General features: G+C 65.7%; 10 protein-coding genes. 2 read left to right on the top strand and 8 right to left on the bottom strand.

Annotated elements, in window-relative coordinates; all coding sequences use genetic code 11:
* Positions 1-52: 52 nt before the first annotated feature.
* Both KF688_14000 and KF688_13995 read right to left on the bottom strand, forming a co-directional pair.
* The gene (locus KF688_14000) at positions 53-3,085 is read right to left on the bottom strand and encodes a sulfatase-like hydrolase/transferase (protein ID MBX3426788.1); all 3,033 of its coding nucleotides are present in this window, start codon (positions 3,083-3,085) and stop codon (positions 53-55) included.
* 399 nt (positions 3,086-3,484) lie between these two features.
* A complete protein-coding gene (locus KF688_13995; GenBank protein ID MBX3426787.1) occupies positions 3,485-7,162 on the bottom strand; it encodes a hypothetical protein in 3,678 nt (1,225 codons plus the stop codon).
* Between the two features lie 207 nt (positions 7,163-7,369).
* Between KF688_13995 and lpxK the strand changes: the two genes are divergently transcribed.
* On the top strand, positions 7,370-8,452 hold the full coding sequence (gene lpxK / locus KF688_13990; GenBank protein MBX3426786.1) for a tetraacyldisaccharide 4'-kinase: 1,083 nt from the start codon (positions 7,370-7,372) through the stop codon (positions 8,450-8,452).
* 69 nt (positions 8,453-8,521) lie between these two features.
* On the opposite strand, the gene KF688_13985 is transcribed toward lpxK, so the two are convergent.
* From KF688_13985 to glgP, 6 genes are all read right to left on the bottom strand, one after another.
* Positions 8,522-8,947, bottom strand: a complete 426-nt coding sequence (locus tag KF688_13985) for a hypothetical protein (protein ID MBX3426785.1) — start codon at positions 8,945-8,947, stop codon at positions 8,522-8,524.
* A gap of 455 nt (positions 8,948-9,402) precedes the next feature.
* On the bottom strand, positions 9,403-10,071 hold the full coding sequence (cysC, locus tag KF688_13980) for an adenylyl-sulfate kinase (GenBank protein MBX3426784.1): 669 nt from the start codon (positions 10,069-10,071) through the stop codon (positions 9,403-9,405).
* 102 nt (positions 10,072-10,173) lie between these two features.
* The gene (locus tag KF688_13975; GenBank protein MBX3426783.1) at positions 10,174-11,268 is read right to left on the bottom strand and encodes an acyl-CoA/acyl-ACP dehydrogenase; all 1,095 of its coding nucleotides are present in this window, start codon (positions 11,266-11,268) and stop codon (positions 10,174-10,176) included.
* A 109-nt stretch (positions 11,269-11,377) separates the two neighbouring features.
* Positions 11,378-11,863 carry a hypothetical protein gene (locus KF688_13970; GenBank protein ID MBX3426782.1) on the bottom strand — a complete coding sequence of 162 codons (486 nt, stop codon included), beginning with the start codon at positions 11,861-11,863 and terminating at the stop codon, positions 11,378-11,380.
* A 420-nt stretch (positions 11,864-12,283) separates the two neighbouring features.
* Complete coding sequence (locus KF688_13965) at positions 12,284-12,865, bottom strand: hypothetical protein (GenBank protein ID MBX3426781.1); 582 nt, start codon at positions 12,863-12,865, stop codon at positions 12,284-12,286.
* A gap of 255 nt (positions 12,866-13,120) precedes the next feature.
* On the bottom strand, positions 13,121-15,331 hold the full coding sequence (glgP, locus tag KF688_13960) for an alpha-glucan family phosphorylase (GenBank protein ID MBX3426780.1): 2,211 nt from the start codon (positions 15,329-15,331) through the stop codon (positions 13,121-13,123).
* Between the two features lie 837 nt (positions 15,332-16,168).
* Between glgP and metF the strand changes: the two genes are divergently transcribed.
* Entirely contained in the window at positions 16,169-17,068 is a 900-nt protein-coding gene (metF, locus tag KF688_13955) for a methylenetetrahydrofolate reductase [NAD(P)H] (GenBank protein MBX3426779.1), read from the top strand.
* The last annotated feature ends 36 nt before the right edge of the window (positions 17,069-17,104 follow it).

The following is a 17,104-nucleotide window of genomic DNA, read 5'->3' as shown; positions in this document are numbered from 1 at the left end:
CCTCGCAGACTCCGTCTCGGCAAATTCCAGCGTAGGGCGACGACCAAGACTCTCAGGTTCGAGATCGGTGCAGCATTGCGAAAGACATCTTCAACGTGCAGCACGCTAAGAAGGCGAGCGCGATCGCCGTAGGTTCCGGGATCGAGTGCGCCGGAGGAGAACCGTCGCCGAGACTTTCACCGAAGCTTCGCTGCCACCGGAGAAAGTCAGTTCCATCAACTCGTCCGTCCGAGTTAAAGTCGGCAATCAGCCCCGAGCCTTCGGCTCCATAGGACAATCGCCATTCGTGGAGGTTGGAGGCTTGCTGACCTGCTCCGACGGCGATATTCACATAGACGTCCTGAGGAGTGTAGATGAGTTCCCAGCCAAGCCCCTCCGCCAGCGTCGGGCCTGCGATCGTGGCAAAAGCGCCTACGATCCCGTCGGCGGCGTGAAGAATGTGGAACAGGCCGCCGCTTCCCGGCATGAGCGAAGCAGGATCGGCATGCACGAACGACAAGCGACCGCCCAACCTCGCAACATCCGAAACGTCAACCCAGGGTTGGGGAGGTGCAGAGCCGGAACCAAGGTCGATCATGAGCTCGCCGCTCGCAAATTGCGTAAAGTCTCCGTCGATTGTCAGGTGTCCCGGCAGCGAGGGGGACAAATCGTTACGAACCTCGATACGGCCGGCATTCTTAAGGTGAGGCGTGAAAATCCCCAAGCCGGCGAGCTCAGGAACATGGGCGACGCTCGCTTGCTGTCCGGAAATCGTGCCATGTGCCGAGAAGACTCCTCCCAGACGGATGACGACGTCGCGCACCGTATTGATTTCGCCGCCTTGCAGTCGGAGGACGCCTCCGCTGGAGGCGAAGACGCCGTTGCGAGCATTCAGCGTGACGCCCGGTTCCACGACAAGTTCGGCGCTGCCGCCGGCTTCTCCCCGCACCTCCAACGCGAGGACTGTCGTGTTGCTTGCTATCGCGGCCGATATCGACTGCTCAGGACCGATGGCTGCGATCGACGCAAGCCAGTTGTCCGCGGGGCCCGTGTTCCAACCCTCGGCTGGCGGATCGCCGACCAACCCGAAGGGAGTCCCGCCCAACCAATTCCCGGCGTCGCTAAAAGCGGTCGATCCCTCCGCGGGATTCCAAGACTTGTACTGCGTGAAATAGGTGTTCTTCGTCTCTGTGACGACCGGCGTTTCGACGCTTAGCCCCAGCGGTTCGCGATTGGCTCCTTCGGCATAAGCGATCGCCTCCAAGGCTGCGACCAATTGGGGTTTCTGGAACGAGAGGTTCGTCGTCTCCGCGGGATCTGTCCGGACGTTGTAGAGCAGCGGAATTGGATTGGTGATGAGCGTGGAATTCAGGCGATGGACTAACTTCCAATCGCCGATTCGCAGCGTCCAACCGCCCGGATTGCCTCCGCCGTATTCGCGATTGACGATCGTCAGCTGGACCTCGTTCTTGTCGCCTTCCAACCCGTCGACCAACTTGTCGGCAAAGGATCGCCCGTCGATTCCGAACGGGCTCTCCGCTCCGGCCAATTGCGCCAGGGTGGGCATTATGTCCGCAAATGACATCAGCGACTCTTGGTCAACCTGTCCCGGCGCAATCTGGCCCGTCCAACGCACAAAGAACGGAACGCGAGTTCCGCCTTCCCAGAAGTGATTCTTGTAGCCTGTGAACGGACTGTTGCTGTCGAAAAATTCCGGATGGAAGCCGAAACTGGTGCCTGGAAGCAATGGCCCGTTGTCGCTTGTAAACACGACCAGCGTGTTGTTCGCGACGCTGTCGCTCGTGTCGCCGTCGCCATCGGGGTCGTCGATCGCGGCGAGAATCTGACCGACATGCTGGTCCAGCCGCCAGATCATCCCGGCATAGTTCTTGTGGACCTGCGACCAAGGAGCGTCCGCGTAAGGGTGGTCTGGCGGCGCTTGGTCGAATGGCGAATGAGGGGCGGTGAACGGGACGTAGGCTGCAAACGGCGCTGGCCCGTTCGCCTTGTCGCGAATGAAGCCAACGGTTTGCTGTGCGACAAGATCGTCGAGATAGACGACTTTGCTGCCAGGGCCTGTGTAAGTTGGATCGCTCGGACTCGGAACTCGAACGACTCCTCCGGCGCCGTCGCTTTCCCAGTGAACGGCGAGCCGATAGTTGCCGAACATCGGACCGTAGTAAGTCTCGAATCCTTTCTGAGTCGGCAGCGCATCGAACGATCGTATCGATGAACCTGTATTGTTGACGCCGCCCACGTGCCACTTTCCGAAGGCGCCCGTCGCGTAGCCGACTTCCTGGAGTCGCTGCGCCCAAGTTTCGTCTTCTTTGCCGCCTCGGATGTCCTGCTCGAGATTGGCTCGATCTATGATCGTATGTCCTTGATGAAAGCCAGTGAGCATCATGGCTCGCGAGGGGGAGCAGTTCGGAGCGCTGTAGAACGTATTGAAGCGGATTCCCTGAAGAGCGATCGAGTCGATGTTCGGCGTTGCAAACGAGGGCAAGCCAGCCGCTGCACGGGCGTTCTGATTCAGGATTCCGACATCGCCGAACCCAAGATCGTCAGCCAGAATAAAGACGATGTTCGGTCGGGGAGGCGTTTGTGCGGCCACGCTCGAAGCCCATAGCAGGCACAAGGTCGCTACGGAAATGCCCGAACGAACAGCGCGATGAATACGCAAACGCATTCGAGACATGGAGTGTCCTGAGATCAACTGTCCGCTGCTCGTTGACAAGCGGTCGTTACGTTCGAGACAAGCGGCGAAAAACGTAACGGGCGGCAACTCCTTAACTCTAATCGTTCCTCCTGTGGAGTAAATGAGATTGCACCGAATTGCACGAGCGGGGAGATCGCGACTGTTGGGATTTTGGTCAGGCAGGTCTGCAAGGGAATCTGTGAGTTGTCGACAGATGGGGTGTATGCCCTGTTGTCGAGTGACCGAAGGCGAGCCTCCGTCCGCATCAATAGGGTCCGATTCTGCCGAATAAACGGCCCTCTGGCGCCTCCGCGCTATGGTTAAACAAGGCTCTGTCCAAAAAATGAGCAGACGGAGATGGCGCGGGAGCGCGAAGCTATTCCGAGTCAGTAACGCGCCGAGCCAGGACACGGTTGGGCTCGGCAGAGCATTGCGCTCCAGATCGACTGTAGTGCACGGAAGTTTCGCTTCTTCCAACCGTCGACAAGTCGAGAGTCTATCGGCTTTGCCGCTCCGGGTTAGCAGGCTGTCGAGAAGCGGGGACTGCTTCGCGGACCAACGCCAATACAATCCCCAATCGCTAACCTGTGCAAGCGTGCCTGTCCGCTTTTCAGCTGGAGGGAGAGTCGGGGTGAGCAAGCCGCCCGGCTTCACTCGCGATGCGCTCCGCCGAGTTCGTTCGCACGGCTGAGATTCAATCTCGTCGAAGTCCGGCGACTGCGACCGCGAGTCAGGCCGAGTTGCAGAAGAATGCTTGTCGCGGTCGATGCCGAGCCGTGCCCCGGTGACTCGCTGCCGGCGTTCCCGGCACTACTTCTCGCCGTCCCCGCCGGCCGCCGCGCCGCGGATGTACGCTCGGACGCGGTCTTGGTATTCCCGCGGGGCGCGGGCGCGGTAGGCGTCGTCGGCGCGGCGCTCGTCCTCAGCGGCCGCGGCGTCGAACCGTTGCGGGCCGGTGCGGCGGAGGCCGAGCGAGCGGAGCGCTTCGTCGAGTTCGGCCTGGGCCGCTTGGCCGTTGGGGCCGGCGCCGGCGGCGCGATCCCTGAGCGACTTCCACCGATCGACGAACCGCCGCAGGTCGGCCTGCGACCAGCCAAGCTTCTTGAGCAGTTCCTGATCGACCTGCTGCTTGGCGAGTTGGTCTTCAAGCCGGTTGAGGATGAGTTCGGTCTGCTGGCGGGCATAGTCGAGGTTCGCCTCGTCGGGAACCGTTTCCTCGGACTCCGGGGGCGCCATGTCGCCGCCGCTCCCCGTGCCGCCGCGAGGGGGTGCGCCGCCGGGGGCCTTCGGGGCCTCGCCGGGGGGAGGTTGCCGGCCCGCGGACGGGTCGGAGGGCTTGCCGGCGCTCGGCTGTGAACCGCCCGGCTGGGCGCCCTGCGGCGGGGCTTCGCCAGACTCGGCCGAGGGATCGTCCGCTGCGGGCGTCGATTCGCCCGGCTGATCGGTCTGACCCGCCTTGCTGCCCGGACCGGGCTGGTCGTCGCTGGAATTGCCTGTCTTGCCGGCGGCTGGTTGCTGGTCGCCGGCGTCCGCTCCCGTCTCGCCGGGGCCGCCCTCTTCGGCGGCGCCGGCGCCTTCGTCCGCGGCCATGTTTTCGCCGGGGGCGCCTTGGCCATCGCTGTCGGCCCGTTGGCCGGCGCCCTCGGACCCTCCCCCCGACTGGTCGCCCGATTGGCCGCCGGTCGAGTCGGACTCCTTCTTGCTCTGTCCGCCGCTGGGGGCCTCGTCGGATTGGGCCTCGGCGCCCGCTGGGTCGCGGTCGGTCTTGTCACGTTCTTGCGGCTGCTGGCCCGCGTCGGGGGGAGCCTGCTGGCCGTCGGACTTGGAGCCGCCGCCGCCGGGGCCTTGATTGGGGTTGTTCACGCCATTGGGATCTTCGCCTTGCTCGCCTTGTTCAGAGGGCGTGTCGCCTTCCTGTCCTTCAGGGGCGCCGGCGTTCTCCTCGGCGAACTGCTCGCCCTGGTTTCCGCCACGCGGGGAGTGATCCTGCTGACCTTGGGCGCCATCGGGACGTTCGTCGGGCGCCGCTTGCCCTTCCTCGCGGTCGGAGGGGGAGCCGGCGGCCGAGCGTTCGTCCGCGTCGCCTTGCTCGCCGTTTCGATTTTGATCGCTCGGCTGGCTTTGATCGTTCGCGCCGGACTGTTGCGAGCCGGAGCCGCCGGGCTGGTCCTGGTGTTGCTCGTTCTTTGTGCCGAAGTGCTCGGCCAGACGGTCGAACGCCGAGCCGTCGTCGTCACCGGTGGGCGAGACCGGTTCGGCCGAGGATTCGCCTTCGCCGGGCTGAGAGCGGGCGTCGCCCGGTTGGCGCGGGGCGTCGCCATGGCTGCCGTCTTGCCGTTCACCGGTCGACTGGCCGGCGCCGGGGGCGTTATCGCCCTGCCGGCCGTCTTGGCCAGGTTGATTGCCGCCGGCGGAGCCGTCGGCCGAGGGCTGGTCGCCGCTTGGTTCTTGCGATTGCCCGCCCGCAGCGCCGGCGTCGGATTGGTCGCTCGACTCCTGGCCTTCGCCGGTGCCGCCGGGCATGCCGGCGCCCGATTCCCCTTCACCCGACTCGCCCTCTTGCTGTTGCGATTGGTCGTCTCCGGCGCCGGCTTGGGGGGCGCCGCTTTGGTCCTCGCCGTTGTCCCCTTCGCCTGATTCTGAGGACTGGTTCTCGCCCGGTTGCTGCGGGGAGCTTTGGCCGGCGCCGCCCTCGGGGCTTGTTCCTTGCTTGTCGCCTTGTCCGCCGGGGCCCCCTTCGGCCGAGCCCTCGCCCTCTTCATCGCCGGGGGCGCCGCCGCGGTTCTCGCCGCCCGCGTTCTCGCCGCCGTCTTGCTGCTGGTTCTGTCCCTGGCCGCCCGGCTGATCAGGAGCGACGATCCGCAGGCGTTGCCGCTCGCTGGTTGCGACATTGGCCTGCGGGCGGCGATTGTCCTCGGCCACGGCCCAGTACTCGAGCACTTGCCCCGGCTGCAGTCGCGCCGACGAGGGGACGAACGGGAGCGTTCCCTGGAACCGTCCCTCGCGACTCCCTTCCAGTAAAGTCCCCAGATCGATCCGCCGACCGTCGACCTCGCCTGCCACCCGCACCGCCGCCAGGGCGAAGTCGGGATCGCGGGCGTCGACGCCGATCGCGACCCGCTGGTCGACGCCGACGGCGACCTCCGGTTCAGCCGGCGCCGTGAGCCGGACTTCCGGCGGGTAGTCGGCCGTCGCGGCGATGCGGTACTTGGCCGGGTCTTCGTTCGTGCGACCCTGGTTGTCGGCGAATCGCAGGACGTAGCTCTCGTGCCGCGCCGTGCGGCGGTCGTCCCCCAGGGCGAGGGTGAACGTTCCCACGGCCCGATCGCCGTCGAGCTGCATCGCCAAGTCGCGCGTGCCGTCGGCGCCAAAGTCGATGTGGGCCGCTTTGATCGGCCGATTCGCCTGAGCGGAGATCGTGACCCGGGTGCCCTCGAGCCCCTCGACGTCCCCTGTGCTTTGCGTCTCGCTGGTGGGGAGCCCCGTGTAACTCGGGGGCTCGTACCGCACGTGCTGCACGACGATCGTCGGGCGCAGAAATAGGTCGAGTCGGTAACGGCGGCTGCGGGCGTCGCCGGCTTCGATCCAGTATTCGATTGGTTCCTGCAAACCGAGGGTCGAGCCGCGTCCGCCGGGAGCGGGGACCTGGCATTCGACGCGCTGGCCTCCGTCGGCCGCCGCGGCGCCGACGGCGCGCAGGGGGAGCGACTGGGGCGTGCCGGTCGCCCCGTCGTCCCCGAGGGGGCGATAGTACAGCACGGCCGATTCGTCGGGCTTGGCGCCGACGATGGTCGCGGCGATCACGGCGGTCGTGCCGAGGGCCGATTCGCCGTCGCCGGGAGCCACGTCGGTGATCTGCACGCGGCTGGGCGCCGCGATATTGGCCCAGGGCAAGAGCACGCGCGAGGCCGAGGTCGCCATGTTCTTGGGCGAGAGGACCGCGTACAGGGCGCAGATCGCGGCGATCCCCACCAGCACGTACCCCTTGCGGAGCGCCGCCGACTTGTCGACCGCGTCGTCGACGTCGGACAGCGCGAGTCGCTCGGCGGTCTGTTGCTCGATCGCGTCGTAGACCTTCGCCGACAGACGCTGCCGCCCGTTGCGAAAGAGCAGCAGGTTCAAGAGGCTGTTCTTCAGCGACGGGCTGTGGCGTTCGATCGCCTGGGCGGCGTAAGCCGGGTTGATCGGGCGGACGAGGGGAGCGAGAGTGCGCCAGCCGTACCAGAGAAAGCCCCCGACAAGCGTCGCGAATAATCCGAACCGCAACGGGCCGCTCAGCCCGCCGCGGAAGACCCAGTGATCGAGCACCGCCGCGGCGAGCAGGAACGCCAGCAGCGTCGAGGCCCAACCGATCGCCCCCACGGCGACGTCGGTCCATTGCAGCGAGCGCCGCGTGCGCTCGATCTGCTCGTCGATGAACTGACGATGCTCGGGCGTCTGTCGCGACGGAGCAGGGGGGGCGGGCGGATGCGGGGCGACGGTCGACATACGGCGGCGAGAGGCTCTCTTAGCAAGCGAACCACGAAGATTCCAAGACCGCGAAGATCGCAGCGTGCCCTCTATTATACGGCTCTCCGTCCGAGGATTGTGACGTCCGGCGCGGAGTTTTGGTTCCCGGCCCTGGAGCAGGCGACGGTTTCCGCCCAGAATTGCGGGTCGCACCGCCCCCGCCTGCCAAGCCCCCGGATTTGCCTCGTGCCGATCAACCCTGCCCAGTTTCGCGAGCTTGTCAGCGGTCGCCGGCGCGGAGTCGGCGCGAGTTTGCTCCGCGCGGGGCTGCGGATCGCCAGTTGGCCCTACGGGTGGGTTGTGCGGAGGCGGAATCGGCGGTTCGACGCGGCTGCGGTTGAGATCATTCGTCCCCCCGTGCCGGTGGCGAGCATCGGCAACCTGACCGTCGGCGGGACCGGCAAGACGCCGTTGGTCGAGTGGGTCGCGAGGCAACTGCGAAGCCGAGGGGTGCGGGTCACGATCCTCAGCCGCGGATATCGCGCCGGCGCCGACGGGCGAAACGACGAGGCGCTCGAGCTGGAACTCGCCCTTCCCGACGTCCCCCACCTGCAGAACGCCGATCGCGCCGCCTCGGCCGCCGTGGCGGTCGAAGAACTGGCCGCGCAGTTGTTGGTGCTCGACGACGGGTTTCAGCATCGCCGCTTGGCGCGCGATCTGGACGTCGTGCTTTTGGACGCCAGCGAACCGTTCGGATTCGACCGGCTGTTGCCGGCCGGGACGCTGCGCGAGCCGATCGAGGGCTTGCGCCGCGCCGACGCCGTGATCCTGAGTCGGGCCGACATGCTCGACGAACCGGCTCGAGCCGCGGTCCGACGACGGGTCGCGGCGCTCGCCCCCGACGCGTTGTGGGGCGAGGTCCGGCATCGACCGGCGGCCCTCGTCGATTCACTGGGCGAGCGCGATCCGCTGGCCAAGCTCGAGCGACAGCGGTTCGTCGCCTTCTGCGGCATCGGCAACCCGGCGGGCTTTCGCCATACGCTCCAGACGTTGGGGGGCGAACTGGCCGAGCTGCGCGAGTTTCCCGATCACCACGAATTCACCCGTGCCGACGTCGAGTCGCTCGCCGCGTGGGCGCAAACATCCAGCGCGACGACGGTGCTCTGCACCCGCAAAGACCTTGTGAAACTCCGCACGCCGCAACTCGGCGGCGTCCCGCTGCGAGCCCTGGAGATCGAGATCGATTGGCTCGCCGGGAAAGCGGAAATGAAAGCCGCGCTCGAGCGACTGGCCGGCGTGGCGCAGGAGAAGGACTGGTTGGAAGAATAGAAAGGAGAAGGATGGGAAAGGAAGGCGGAAGGGGGTGAAGTCAAAACTCCAATCGCCTTCGACCTTCGCCTAACGCGGCACCCGCACTTCGATCCGATTGATCACCCGCTGCAACCGCGCGACGTCCATGGCAATGTGCTGGGCCACCTGCTTGACGTAGTACGAGGTCGCTACGCCGGAGATTTCGAGCACCGATCCGAGCGCCCGTTCGACCCGCAGGTCGCGGATCCGTCCCGGCAGTCGCTCGGCGAGCCGGCAGTAGATGTCGTGGACCACCGTTTCGGCGTCAGTGCGAATCTGCGCGGCCGGGGCCGCCGAGGTGGTCGCCCCGTCGTGATCGCACAGGGCTGGCGGCAGGGTCGCGGCGAGATTGACCGAGGCCTCGGTCTCGCGATCGAATCGCGAGTCCGTACTGTGGAGCAGGCTCGACCGTTCGCCTCGTCCTGGGGAGAACCATTCTCGCCGACGCCCGCTGCGCGAGGCCGTTTCGATCATCACAAACCCTCCGTGATCGTGCGCCAGCCGCCCCGTGGGCGATCTTGATGCCTGTTCCGCAAGCTTTCGGCGACGCGCGGCTCGCCCGCAGTCGGGGCCTGCCGTTGGTCGCGAAGCTCGTTCCGTGCGACGCAAGAGAGAAGACCAGCGCACAGACAAGTCTCGCGCCGCACGTGTGAATGTATGTCGAACCGCTCGCGCGAGTCAACAAAAGATCGCAAACTTCGGGCCTGCTAGCACGTAGAATCCGCAGCCCCTGGGGGGCTGCTCCCCGTCCGCTCCCAGATCCTGGCGAGAGAGCTCGCGCAAGAACGAGTCGGCGCAAAGCCGTTCGCAACACGTTCGGCAGATTCCGCTTGCGATCGAATTGTCCTGCGGGTTTTCTCGCGAGGAGGACAGTTCGTTCGTCGCGTCGTGTGTGCCCGATCGCTCAGTGCGCCAATTGGCGGCGCGCTTCAGCGGAGGACGCCGGAGCGCCGGAGGTGCTCGATCACTTGCCGCGCCAATTCGTCGGGGGTGGCCGTACCGGCCTGGAGGCGGAGGTCGGGATGGATCGGCGGCTCGTACGGGGCGCTAATCCCCGTGAAGTCTTTGATCTCCCCGGCGCGGGCCTTCTTGTAGAGCCCCTTGGGATCGCGCGATTCGCAGACCTCAAGCGGGGCGTCGACGAACACCTCGATGAAGTCCCCTGCGGCGAGGGTCGCCCGCACCGCGTCGCGATCGCTGCGATAGGGGCTCACGAACGCGGTGAGAGTCACTAGCCCTGCGTCGCACATGAGCCCCGCGACCGCCCCGACCCGACGGATGTTCTCCTGTCGGTCCTCCTGGCCGAATCCCAGCCCGAACCGCCGGCCGAACGCATCGCCGTAGCGCTCGGCGAGCATCTGCGGCGTGGCGTTCAGCCCGTGTCGGACGTTGTCGCCGTCCAAGAGATAGGTTCGCACGCCGCGTTCGTAGAGCAAGCGATCGACCGCGTTGGCGACGGTGCTTTTGCCGCTCCCCGAGAGCCCCGTGAACCAGACGACGCACCCGCGATGCCCGGCCGCGCGCTCCCGATCGCCTCGCGCAACGGCGTGCTCGTGCCAGACGACGATTGGGTCGGAGTTTGGAGAGTTGTCTGGCATGGAAATGGGGTGCAAGAGGGAGCGAGAAACGATGAACGACAAGCGCTGATTTGGAAATGGCGAGCTGCGTAGGAATCGTCGCTCAGCGTTCATCGTTGAGCGCTAGTCAAGAATCCCCGCCAGTTCGCATAGGTTCGCCTCGAGCACCGGTTGCGGGCAGCTCCAGACCAGAAAAAACAGCGCCTCGCGGCACCAGCGGCCCGCGGGATGGCCGGCGACGTATCCGGCGCCCTTCGCCGCCACGAGCGCAGCCTGGGCGGCCCGCAGCACTAGGCTGTTCGCCCGGGTGCGGAGTTCTTCGGTGCTGCAGCCGCTGGCGCCGTCGACCGCCGCGAACAGGTCCTGCTCCAGCGGCTCATAGGCGTCGGCCAGCGCGACCTGGGCCGGTTTCAGTTCGGGGCGCTTCTCCGCCTCCTGGGCGATGTACGCGATCGCCGCCTTGGCGAGTCCCACGGCGAGCGTCGACGTCTGGTAACCGCCGGTGTTTCCCCCGCTGCCAAGGTTCATCACGTTTTCCAGGGGGCCGAGCAGGACCCATTCGTCGGCGAGGAAGACGTTGTCGAGTTCCAGCCGACCCGTGCGACTGGCGGTGAGGGCCACCAGTTCCAAGGGGGGCGGAGCGCTTGCGCCGTGCAAGGTGGTCGGGACGCACAGCAGGAGTTGCTCGGCGGTCGGCTGGTCGCCGTCCAGCAAGGTCGCCCCGACGACGACATGCTCGGCCCGGTCGGCGCCGGTGACCCATGGGCTGAACCCGTCGAGCAGGTATCCGCCGTCGACCCGTCGGGCCCGCAGCACCGGCTTGGCCAAGTGTCGGCGGCTGGTCGTCAGGTGCGAGATGCCGACCGTGGCGAACGACTCGCCGCTGACCAGCCCGGGGAGGAGCTTGCGTTTGAGCGGTTCGTTCGGCGAGGTCTCGATTCGCCGGCTCGCCCCGGTCCGCTGCGTGATGACGAACGTGGTCGTCAGGCAGGCCCCGCTGAGGGCGAGATACCCGCGGGCGATCGCCGACTGGGACCAGCCCTGGCCGCCGTACGCGGGATCGACGAACCACTCGAATACGCCGTACTCGCCGCACAGCCGCAACTGCTCGCCGGGCCACGCCGAGCGGGCATCGACGTCCCCCGCCGCCGCGGCCAACCGGGCGCACAACTCGGCCAACAGCGGCGAATCAGGCGCGGTGATCGAACGACGGGCCATGCGGCCATTGTAGCGTCGCCGTGACGGGGGGTGAATCGCCGGCTCTCTCTATCAGCTTCGCTGGCACGCGTTGCGGTTGCGGCGACGCGTCGACAAGCGGTCATCGCCATCACCGCGAGTCGAGCCTAAACGGCCCCAGGTCCGTCTCGCGATCGTACTTGAGGGAGCCGGTCAGGGTGAAGAACCGGCTGAGCCGCTCAAAGCCGACTTCATTTGCGACGAACCAGACCTCGCCGTCGGCGAAACCGACGTGAAACCCCTCGGGAAATCGGCTGGAGATCCCTTTGCCGTCGGGGGCGTTGAGCGTGCGGGGCATCCTACGAATGTCGAAGTCGCTCGGCTCCATCCAGTGAACGCCCGAATTACGGACCTCGACGATCAAGATCGCATCGTTCGGCACGTCGGCGAGCGCGTGCGGCGGTTCGACTTCGTCGTCGCCGAACGCGGTGTCGGGGCCGGTGATGGCGAAGATCTCCGTATGCAGGTGACGTGAGTTTCGACGGTCGCCTTCGTAATCTTCGTTGCAGTAGAAGGCGGACGGCCGTCGAGCGCAAAACGCGTTGGTCGGGGAGTTCCACGATTGCGAGTAATCCATAGTGAAAAACTCATCGAACTCTCTCACGAGATCGTATCGCCAACTCGCCAGCGGCGGACCGTCGAGTAACTGCTCGCGGCGAACGTTCGGAGAGGCCCCAGCAATTCGCCATGAAGGTGCAGGCAACGGATGCCAATCCCGGCTGCGTCCTCGAAGGTGAATCAATATGAATGCCATGTCGTAGTAAGATGACATTCGAGACGAATATGCTCGATAACTCCGTAGGCCCTCCGTCGCCAGCGCAATCGCCGTTGCAACGACGGTAATGGAGACAAGAAAATGCCGCAAACTGAATCGCATCGTCGTGCATGCAGTGCGTGATTCGTATACGTTCCGTCGTCAGCGACAATTCGAACCATTTGGGCAACATTCGAGAGAGTTGCCTACGTAGCCAACTCTCTCCGAGAGTTGGCGGCTCTGCTACAACGGCTGGGAATAGTGCAAATAGGTCCCTGCCGGCAGCCGAGCCTTGATCGGATTCTCGGCGATGTAGTCGCGTATTTGAACAAACTCCGCTTCGCACCGCACAAGGTGGTCGAACTGCTCGACTTGCCAGAATCGGCCTGTTCGCCCGAGCGTCTCGTTGATCTTGCGGGCTGTGAAGCGTTTCCACGCCGCGGGCTGCGTGACGAGGCAGTTTTCGTCGGCGAAAGCGGCCAGTACATGGACGTGGTTCGGCATGACGACAAAATCGGTCACGACGTAGCGGTCGCCGTCGAAGGCCAGCAGCGCGTCGCCGACGATTCGGGCCAGTTCCGGCCGACGCAGCACGCACGCGCCGAGGTCCCGATCCGAGGCGCTGTCTGCCGCGGCGAAGAGCAGCCAGTGCAGCTTGGCGCGCTCTTTGGCGGGCAGGTTCGCAATCTGTTTGCGGCAACTCTCGGAGAGAGTTGCCCACGTAGCCAACTCTCTCCGAGAGTTGGCCGCCTCGGGATCGACCCCGAATCGTCGCAAGGCTTCGTTCCGTTCGTGCAGAATTCCTTGCCACGCTGCGGCAGGCAAGGAGTCATTCGTCCGCCACGTCAGAAAACAGAGCGTCCCCGCCTGCGCCCAGTGCGGCAACGACCGGCGGCTGACTCTGAATGGGTCGCCACGGTCGAAAAACTGGAGGTCCCGCATGGGCGCAAGCGTAGGGCGCGCCGTCGGCGGGGGCAAGCACTTTCTGGCTGGGAGAACTGAACATATGCAACTCTCGGAGAGAGTTGCATATGTTCGACATTTTACGTAGTCAACTCTCTCTCCAAGAGTTGACGTGCGCTACCGCTGCGTCATTTCGCTCGTGACGCCGCCGGCGGCGATGAGGTACGCCTTTTCCGTGTAGTCGATCACCATCCGATGGGCGCTGAACTGGGCGCCGAGCGTCGCGATCGAGTTGAACACCCGGTCGATCCACTTCAGCGGCAGGCCGAACGCGTCGCGGTCGTAGAACAGCGGCACGACTTCCTCGCTTAGCACGCGGCTGAGATCCTCGGCGTCGCGCTGATCGTTCTTCTCGACGTCGATGTGAGCCTTGCCGTCGCCGATGGCGAAGCCGTTCTTGCCGTTGTAGGCCTCGGCCCACCAGCCGTCGAGAATCGAGAAATTGAGTCCCCCGTTGAGCACGACCTTCTGCCCCGAAGTGCCGGAGGCTTCCAACGGTCGGCGCGGATTGTTCATCCAGACGTCGACTCCCTGGATCAGGTGCCGAGCGACGTTGATGTCGTAGTCCTCGATGAACACGATCCGGTCCTTGAGCCGACTGTCGTGCCGCAGGTTGGCGATCTCCTGAATGAACTTCTTGCCCGGCTCGTCGGCGGGGTGGGCCTTGCCGGCGAAGATGAACTGCACGGGGCGATTGCCGTCGTCCAGAAGTTCGCAAATCGTCTCGATGTCGCGGATGAACAGGTTCGCCCGCTTGTAGGTGGCGAAGCGCCGCGCGAAGCCGATCGTCAGCGCGTTGGGATCGAGCACGTTGCGGGCCGCTTCGATCAGCGACTCGTCCTCGTTGCGACGCCGGCACTGCCGGCTGATCCGGCGACGGACGAACTCCAGCAGGCGGCTCTTCAGGGCGTTGTGCGTTTCCCAGAACTCGCCCGGGTCGATGTTGTAGACCCCTTCGAACACCCCCGGTTCGCCCATGCGAATGTGCCACTCGGTCCCCAGGTACTTGTCGTACAACTGGGCCATGGGATAGGCGAGCCACGACGGGATGTGCACCCCGTTGGTGATGTGGCCGATGGGGATCTCCTCCTCGACCCGCCAGGGCCAGAGATTGGCCCACATGCGGCGCGAGACGTGGCCGTGCAGGTTGCTGACCGCATTGGCGCGGCGCGAGAGCTTGAGCCCCAGCACGGTCATGCAGAAGGTCTCGCCTTCGTTTTGCGGCTCGACGCGGCCCAGGCCCATGAGCTGCTCGTACGAGATGCCGAGCTTCTCGCGAAGCGGGCCGAGATGCTCCTCCATCAGCTTGCCGTCGAACCGATCGTGCCCGGCGGGGACGGGAGTGTGCGTCGTGAAAACGGTGCGGCGGGCCACCTCGCGCAGGGCTTCGTCGAACGGCAAGCCGTCGTCGTGCATCCGCTCGCGCATCACCTCGAGCGTAGCGAACGCGCTGTGCCCTTCGTTGAGATGGTAGACCCCCGGGGTGATTCCCATCGCCCGCAGCGCCTTGACGCCGCCGACCCCCAGGACCAGTTCCTGGCGAATGCGGGTGCGGGTGTCGCCGCCGTACAGTCGGGAGGTGAGCTCGCGATCTTCGGGGCGATTTCCCTCGACGTCGCAGTCGAGCAGGTACAGCTTGATTCGCCCGACGCGCATCAGCCACACTTTGGCCAGCAGCCGACCATCGCGGGTGTCGATCTCGATCGTGATCGGCCGGCCCTTGGGGTCGCGAGCGGGCTCCATGGGCATCTCTTCCACGTTCGTGTTGAGATACTCCTCCTGCTGCCACCCCTCGGTGTTGAGTTGCTGCTTGAAGTAGCCTTGGTCGTAAAACAGGCCGATCGCCACCAGCGGCACGTTCAATCCGCTGGCGCTTTTGATGTGGTCGCCCGAGAGGACCCCCAGGCCGCCGCTGTAGATCGGCACCGATTCGTGAATGCCGAACTCGGCGGAGAAGTAGGCAACGGGCATCGAGCCCAGCACGCCGGCGTGCCGGGCGCCCCACGTCGTGTTCGTGTTGTTAAGGTACTCGTTGAGCCGGCGATGCGCCTGGTTGATGCGCGTGTAGAGGACCATCTCCGAAGCCCGCTGGGCGAGTTGCTCGGGGGTCATCTCCGACAAGAGCGCGATCGGGTTATGATCGAGCTGCCGCCACCGCACCGGATCGAGATCGCGGAAGAGGTTGATCACCTCGGGGTGCCAACTCCACCACAAGTTGCGAGCCACGGTCATGCACTTGTCGTACAAGGCCTGAGGCGTGACGTCGGTCCAGTACGAGCGGGTGGAATCGGCGGGGGCGGCGGAGGGGGGGAGCTCGGTTTGGCTCATCGGGCGACTTTCCTTCGTGAGGGGCGAGCCGGGGGCTGCCGGGGCGGGACCGATCGAGGCGCTCCAGCGGGAGAGCGCCTCGCGGTTGCGGGGACGACGATCCGAGAACCGGCGATTCGCCGGCCCTGGATCTCGGTCGACCTACTGTCAAATCGTGCCGCCTCGGCGTGTGCGGATCGGTCGGCCTTCCGCGCCGGCGATGCCGCGAACAGCGCGATTATAGCGGATCGTTCCGGCGGTGCGACGGGATTTTCCAAGCCCCCGCGGCGGGGCGGCGGGGCGATTCAGGCGACTCGACCGCCATCGCGGGCGCCGTCGATTCGCCACGAAGGCACGCTTGGGACAGAGAGTGTCCGCTTCAGGGTTTCCCGCGATGGAGTCGCCTCGGCTATCGATTCTTGGCAGTCGACCGCTTGCTATCTTGGCCGGCAGCGACGGCAGGAGGCGAAAGGCCCGGCCGCAAGACGGCTCGTTGCGGTGCATGGCCGCATCGAATCGACCGTTCGCGTCGTCCGCTCCCTGTTGCGTTGCCGTTGACTCCCTGAATGGCGATCTCAACTTGGCAGCTTGTGGCAGGTTTGTCACTTTCCCTTCGCTCTCCGGCGCCTCTGTGGTCGATCGCCGGCTCCGTGGTGAAAAGCCCTGCTCGCGCGGCTCGTTCGGGTCCACGGGTCGCAATTGCGGAGCTGCGCTCGCCGCCGTAGAGTAAATCGAGAGCCCGCCGCGGCCGAGCGGTCGCGGAATTTGGGCGATTTGGAGTCAGTTTGCCGGCTGCGGGCGTTCGGCGAACAATCACAACCGTCGACGCCGCACGTTCGTTTCCTTCGCACCTGTGCTATGACCAACCTTGCCGCCGCCTACGGCCCGGGCCGCTTCGGGCTTTCCTTTGAACTCTTTCCCCCCAAGACGGCCGAGGGGGTCGCCGCACTGTCGCATCATGTGGCCGAGCTGATGCGGTTTTCCCCCAGCTACGTCACGTGCACCTACGGCGCCGGCGGCTCGACGCAGGATCGCACGCTCGAGGTCATCGGCGGCGTGCGGCGCGAGCACCGTCTTCCTGTGGCGACCCACCTGACGTGCGTCGGCTGCACTGCCGACGAGTTGCGGTCGTACCTTCGCCGGGCGCTGGATCTGGGGGTGGAGAACGTCGTCGCGTTGCGCGGCGATCCGCCCAAGGGAGAGTCGACGTTCCGTCCGGTCGCCGGCGGGTTTTCCTACGCGAACGAGCTGGTCGAGTTCATTCGCAGCGAGTTTCCGCAAATGGGAATCGCGGTGGGAGGCTACCCGGAGAAGCACCAGGAGGCCCCCAGCATGGAGGCCGACTTGGCGAACTTGGCCCGCAAGTGCGCCGCCGGGGCCGACGTGGTGATCACGCAGTTGTTCTACGACAACGACGACTTTTATCGCTTCCGCGACGCCTGCGCCAAGCTGGGGATCGCGACGCCGATCGTCCCGGGGCTGTTGCCGGTGACCAACGGAGCGCAGATCCAGCGAATCGCCTCGCTGTGCGGGGCCAAGCTTCCCCCGAAGTTCGTGGCCGAACTCGACCGGTGCGGCGACGACGCGGCGGCGCAGTTCGACGCGGGGGTCGAATTCGCGACCCGACAAACCGCCGATCTGCTGGCTGCCGGCGTGCCGGGGATCCATTTTTACGTGCTCAACAAATCCGAGGCCGCCGGCCGGGTCCTCCGCTCGCTCGACTGGCCTCAGCCGGCCAGTTCGTCGGCCAGTTTGTGAAATGCAACCGCCAAGGCACGAAACGCACGCAGGTTG

This window comes from Pirellulales bacterium (assembly GCA_019636345.1).
In the GTDB taxonomy this organism is placed as follows: Bacteria; Planctomycetota; Planctomycetia; order Pirellulales; family Lacipirellulaceae.
The sequence above is the reverse complement of the archived record's forward strand: the minus strand, read 5'-3'. Positions and strand labels throughout refer to the sequence as shown.

Excerpts from the sequence above, each read along its gene's own strand:
- KF688_13995 (MBX3426787.1), bottom strand. The coding sequence starts at position 7,162 with ATGTCGACCGTCGCCCCGCATCCGCCCGCCCCCCCTGCTCCGTCGCGA.
- glgP (MBX3426780.1), bottom strand. The coding sequence starts at position 15,331 with ATGAGCCAAACCGAGCTCCCCCCCTCCGCCGCCCCCGCCGATTCCACC.
- KF688_13970 (MBX3426782.1), bottom strand. The coding sequence starts at position 11,863 with ATGGATTACTCGCAATCGTGGAACTCCCCGACCAACGCGTTTTGCGCT.
- metF (MBX3426779.1), top strand. The coding sequence starts at position 16,169 with ATGACCAACCTTGCCGCCGCCTACGGCCCGGGCCGCTTCGGGCTTTCC.
- KF688_13975 (MBX3426783.1), bottom strand. The coding sequence starts at position 11,268 with ATGGCCCGTCGTTCGATCACCGCGCCTGATTCGCCGCTGTTGGCCGAG.
- cysC (MBX3426784.1), bottom strand. The coding sequence starts at position 10,071 with ATGCCAGACAACTCTCCAAACTCCGACCCAATCGTCGTCTGGCACGAG.
- KF688_13985 (MBX3426785.1), bottom strand. The coding sequence starts at position 8,947 with ATGATCGAAACGGCCTCGCGCAGCGGGCGTCGGCGAGAATGGTTCTCC.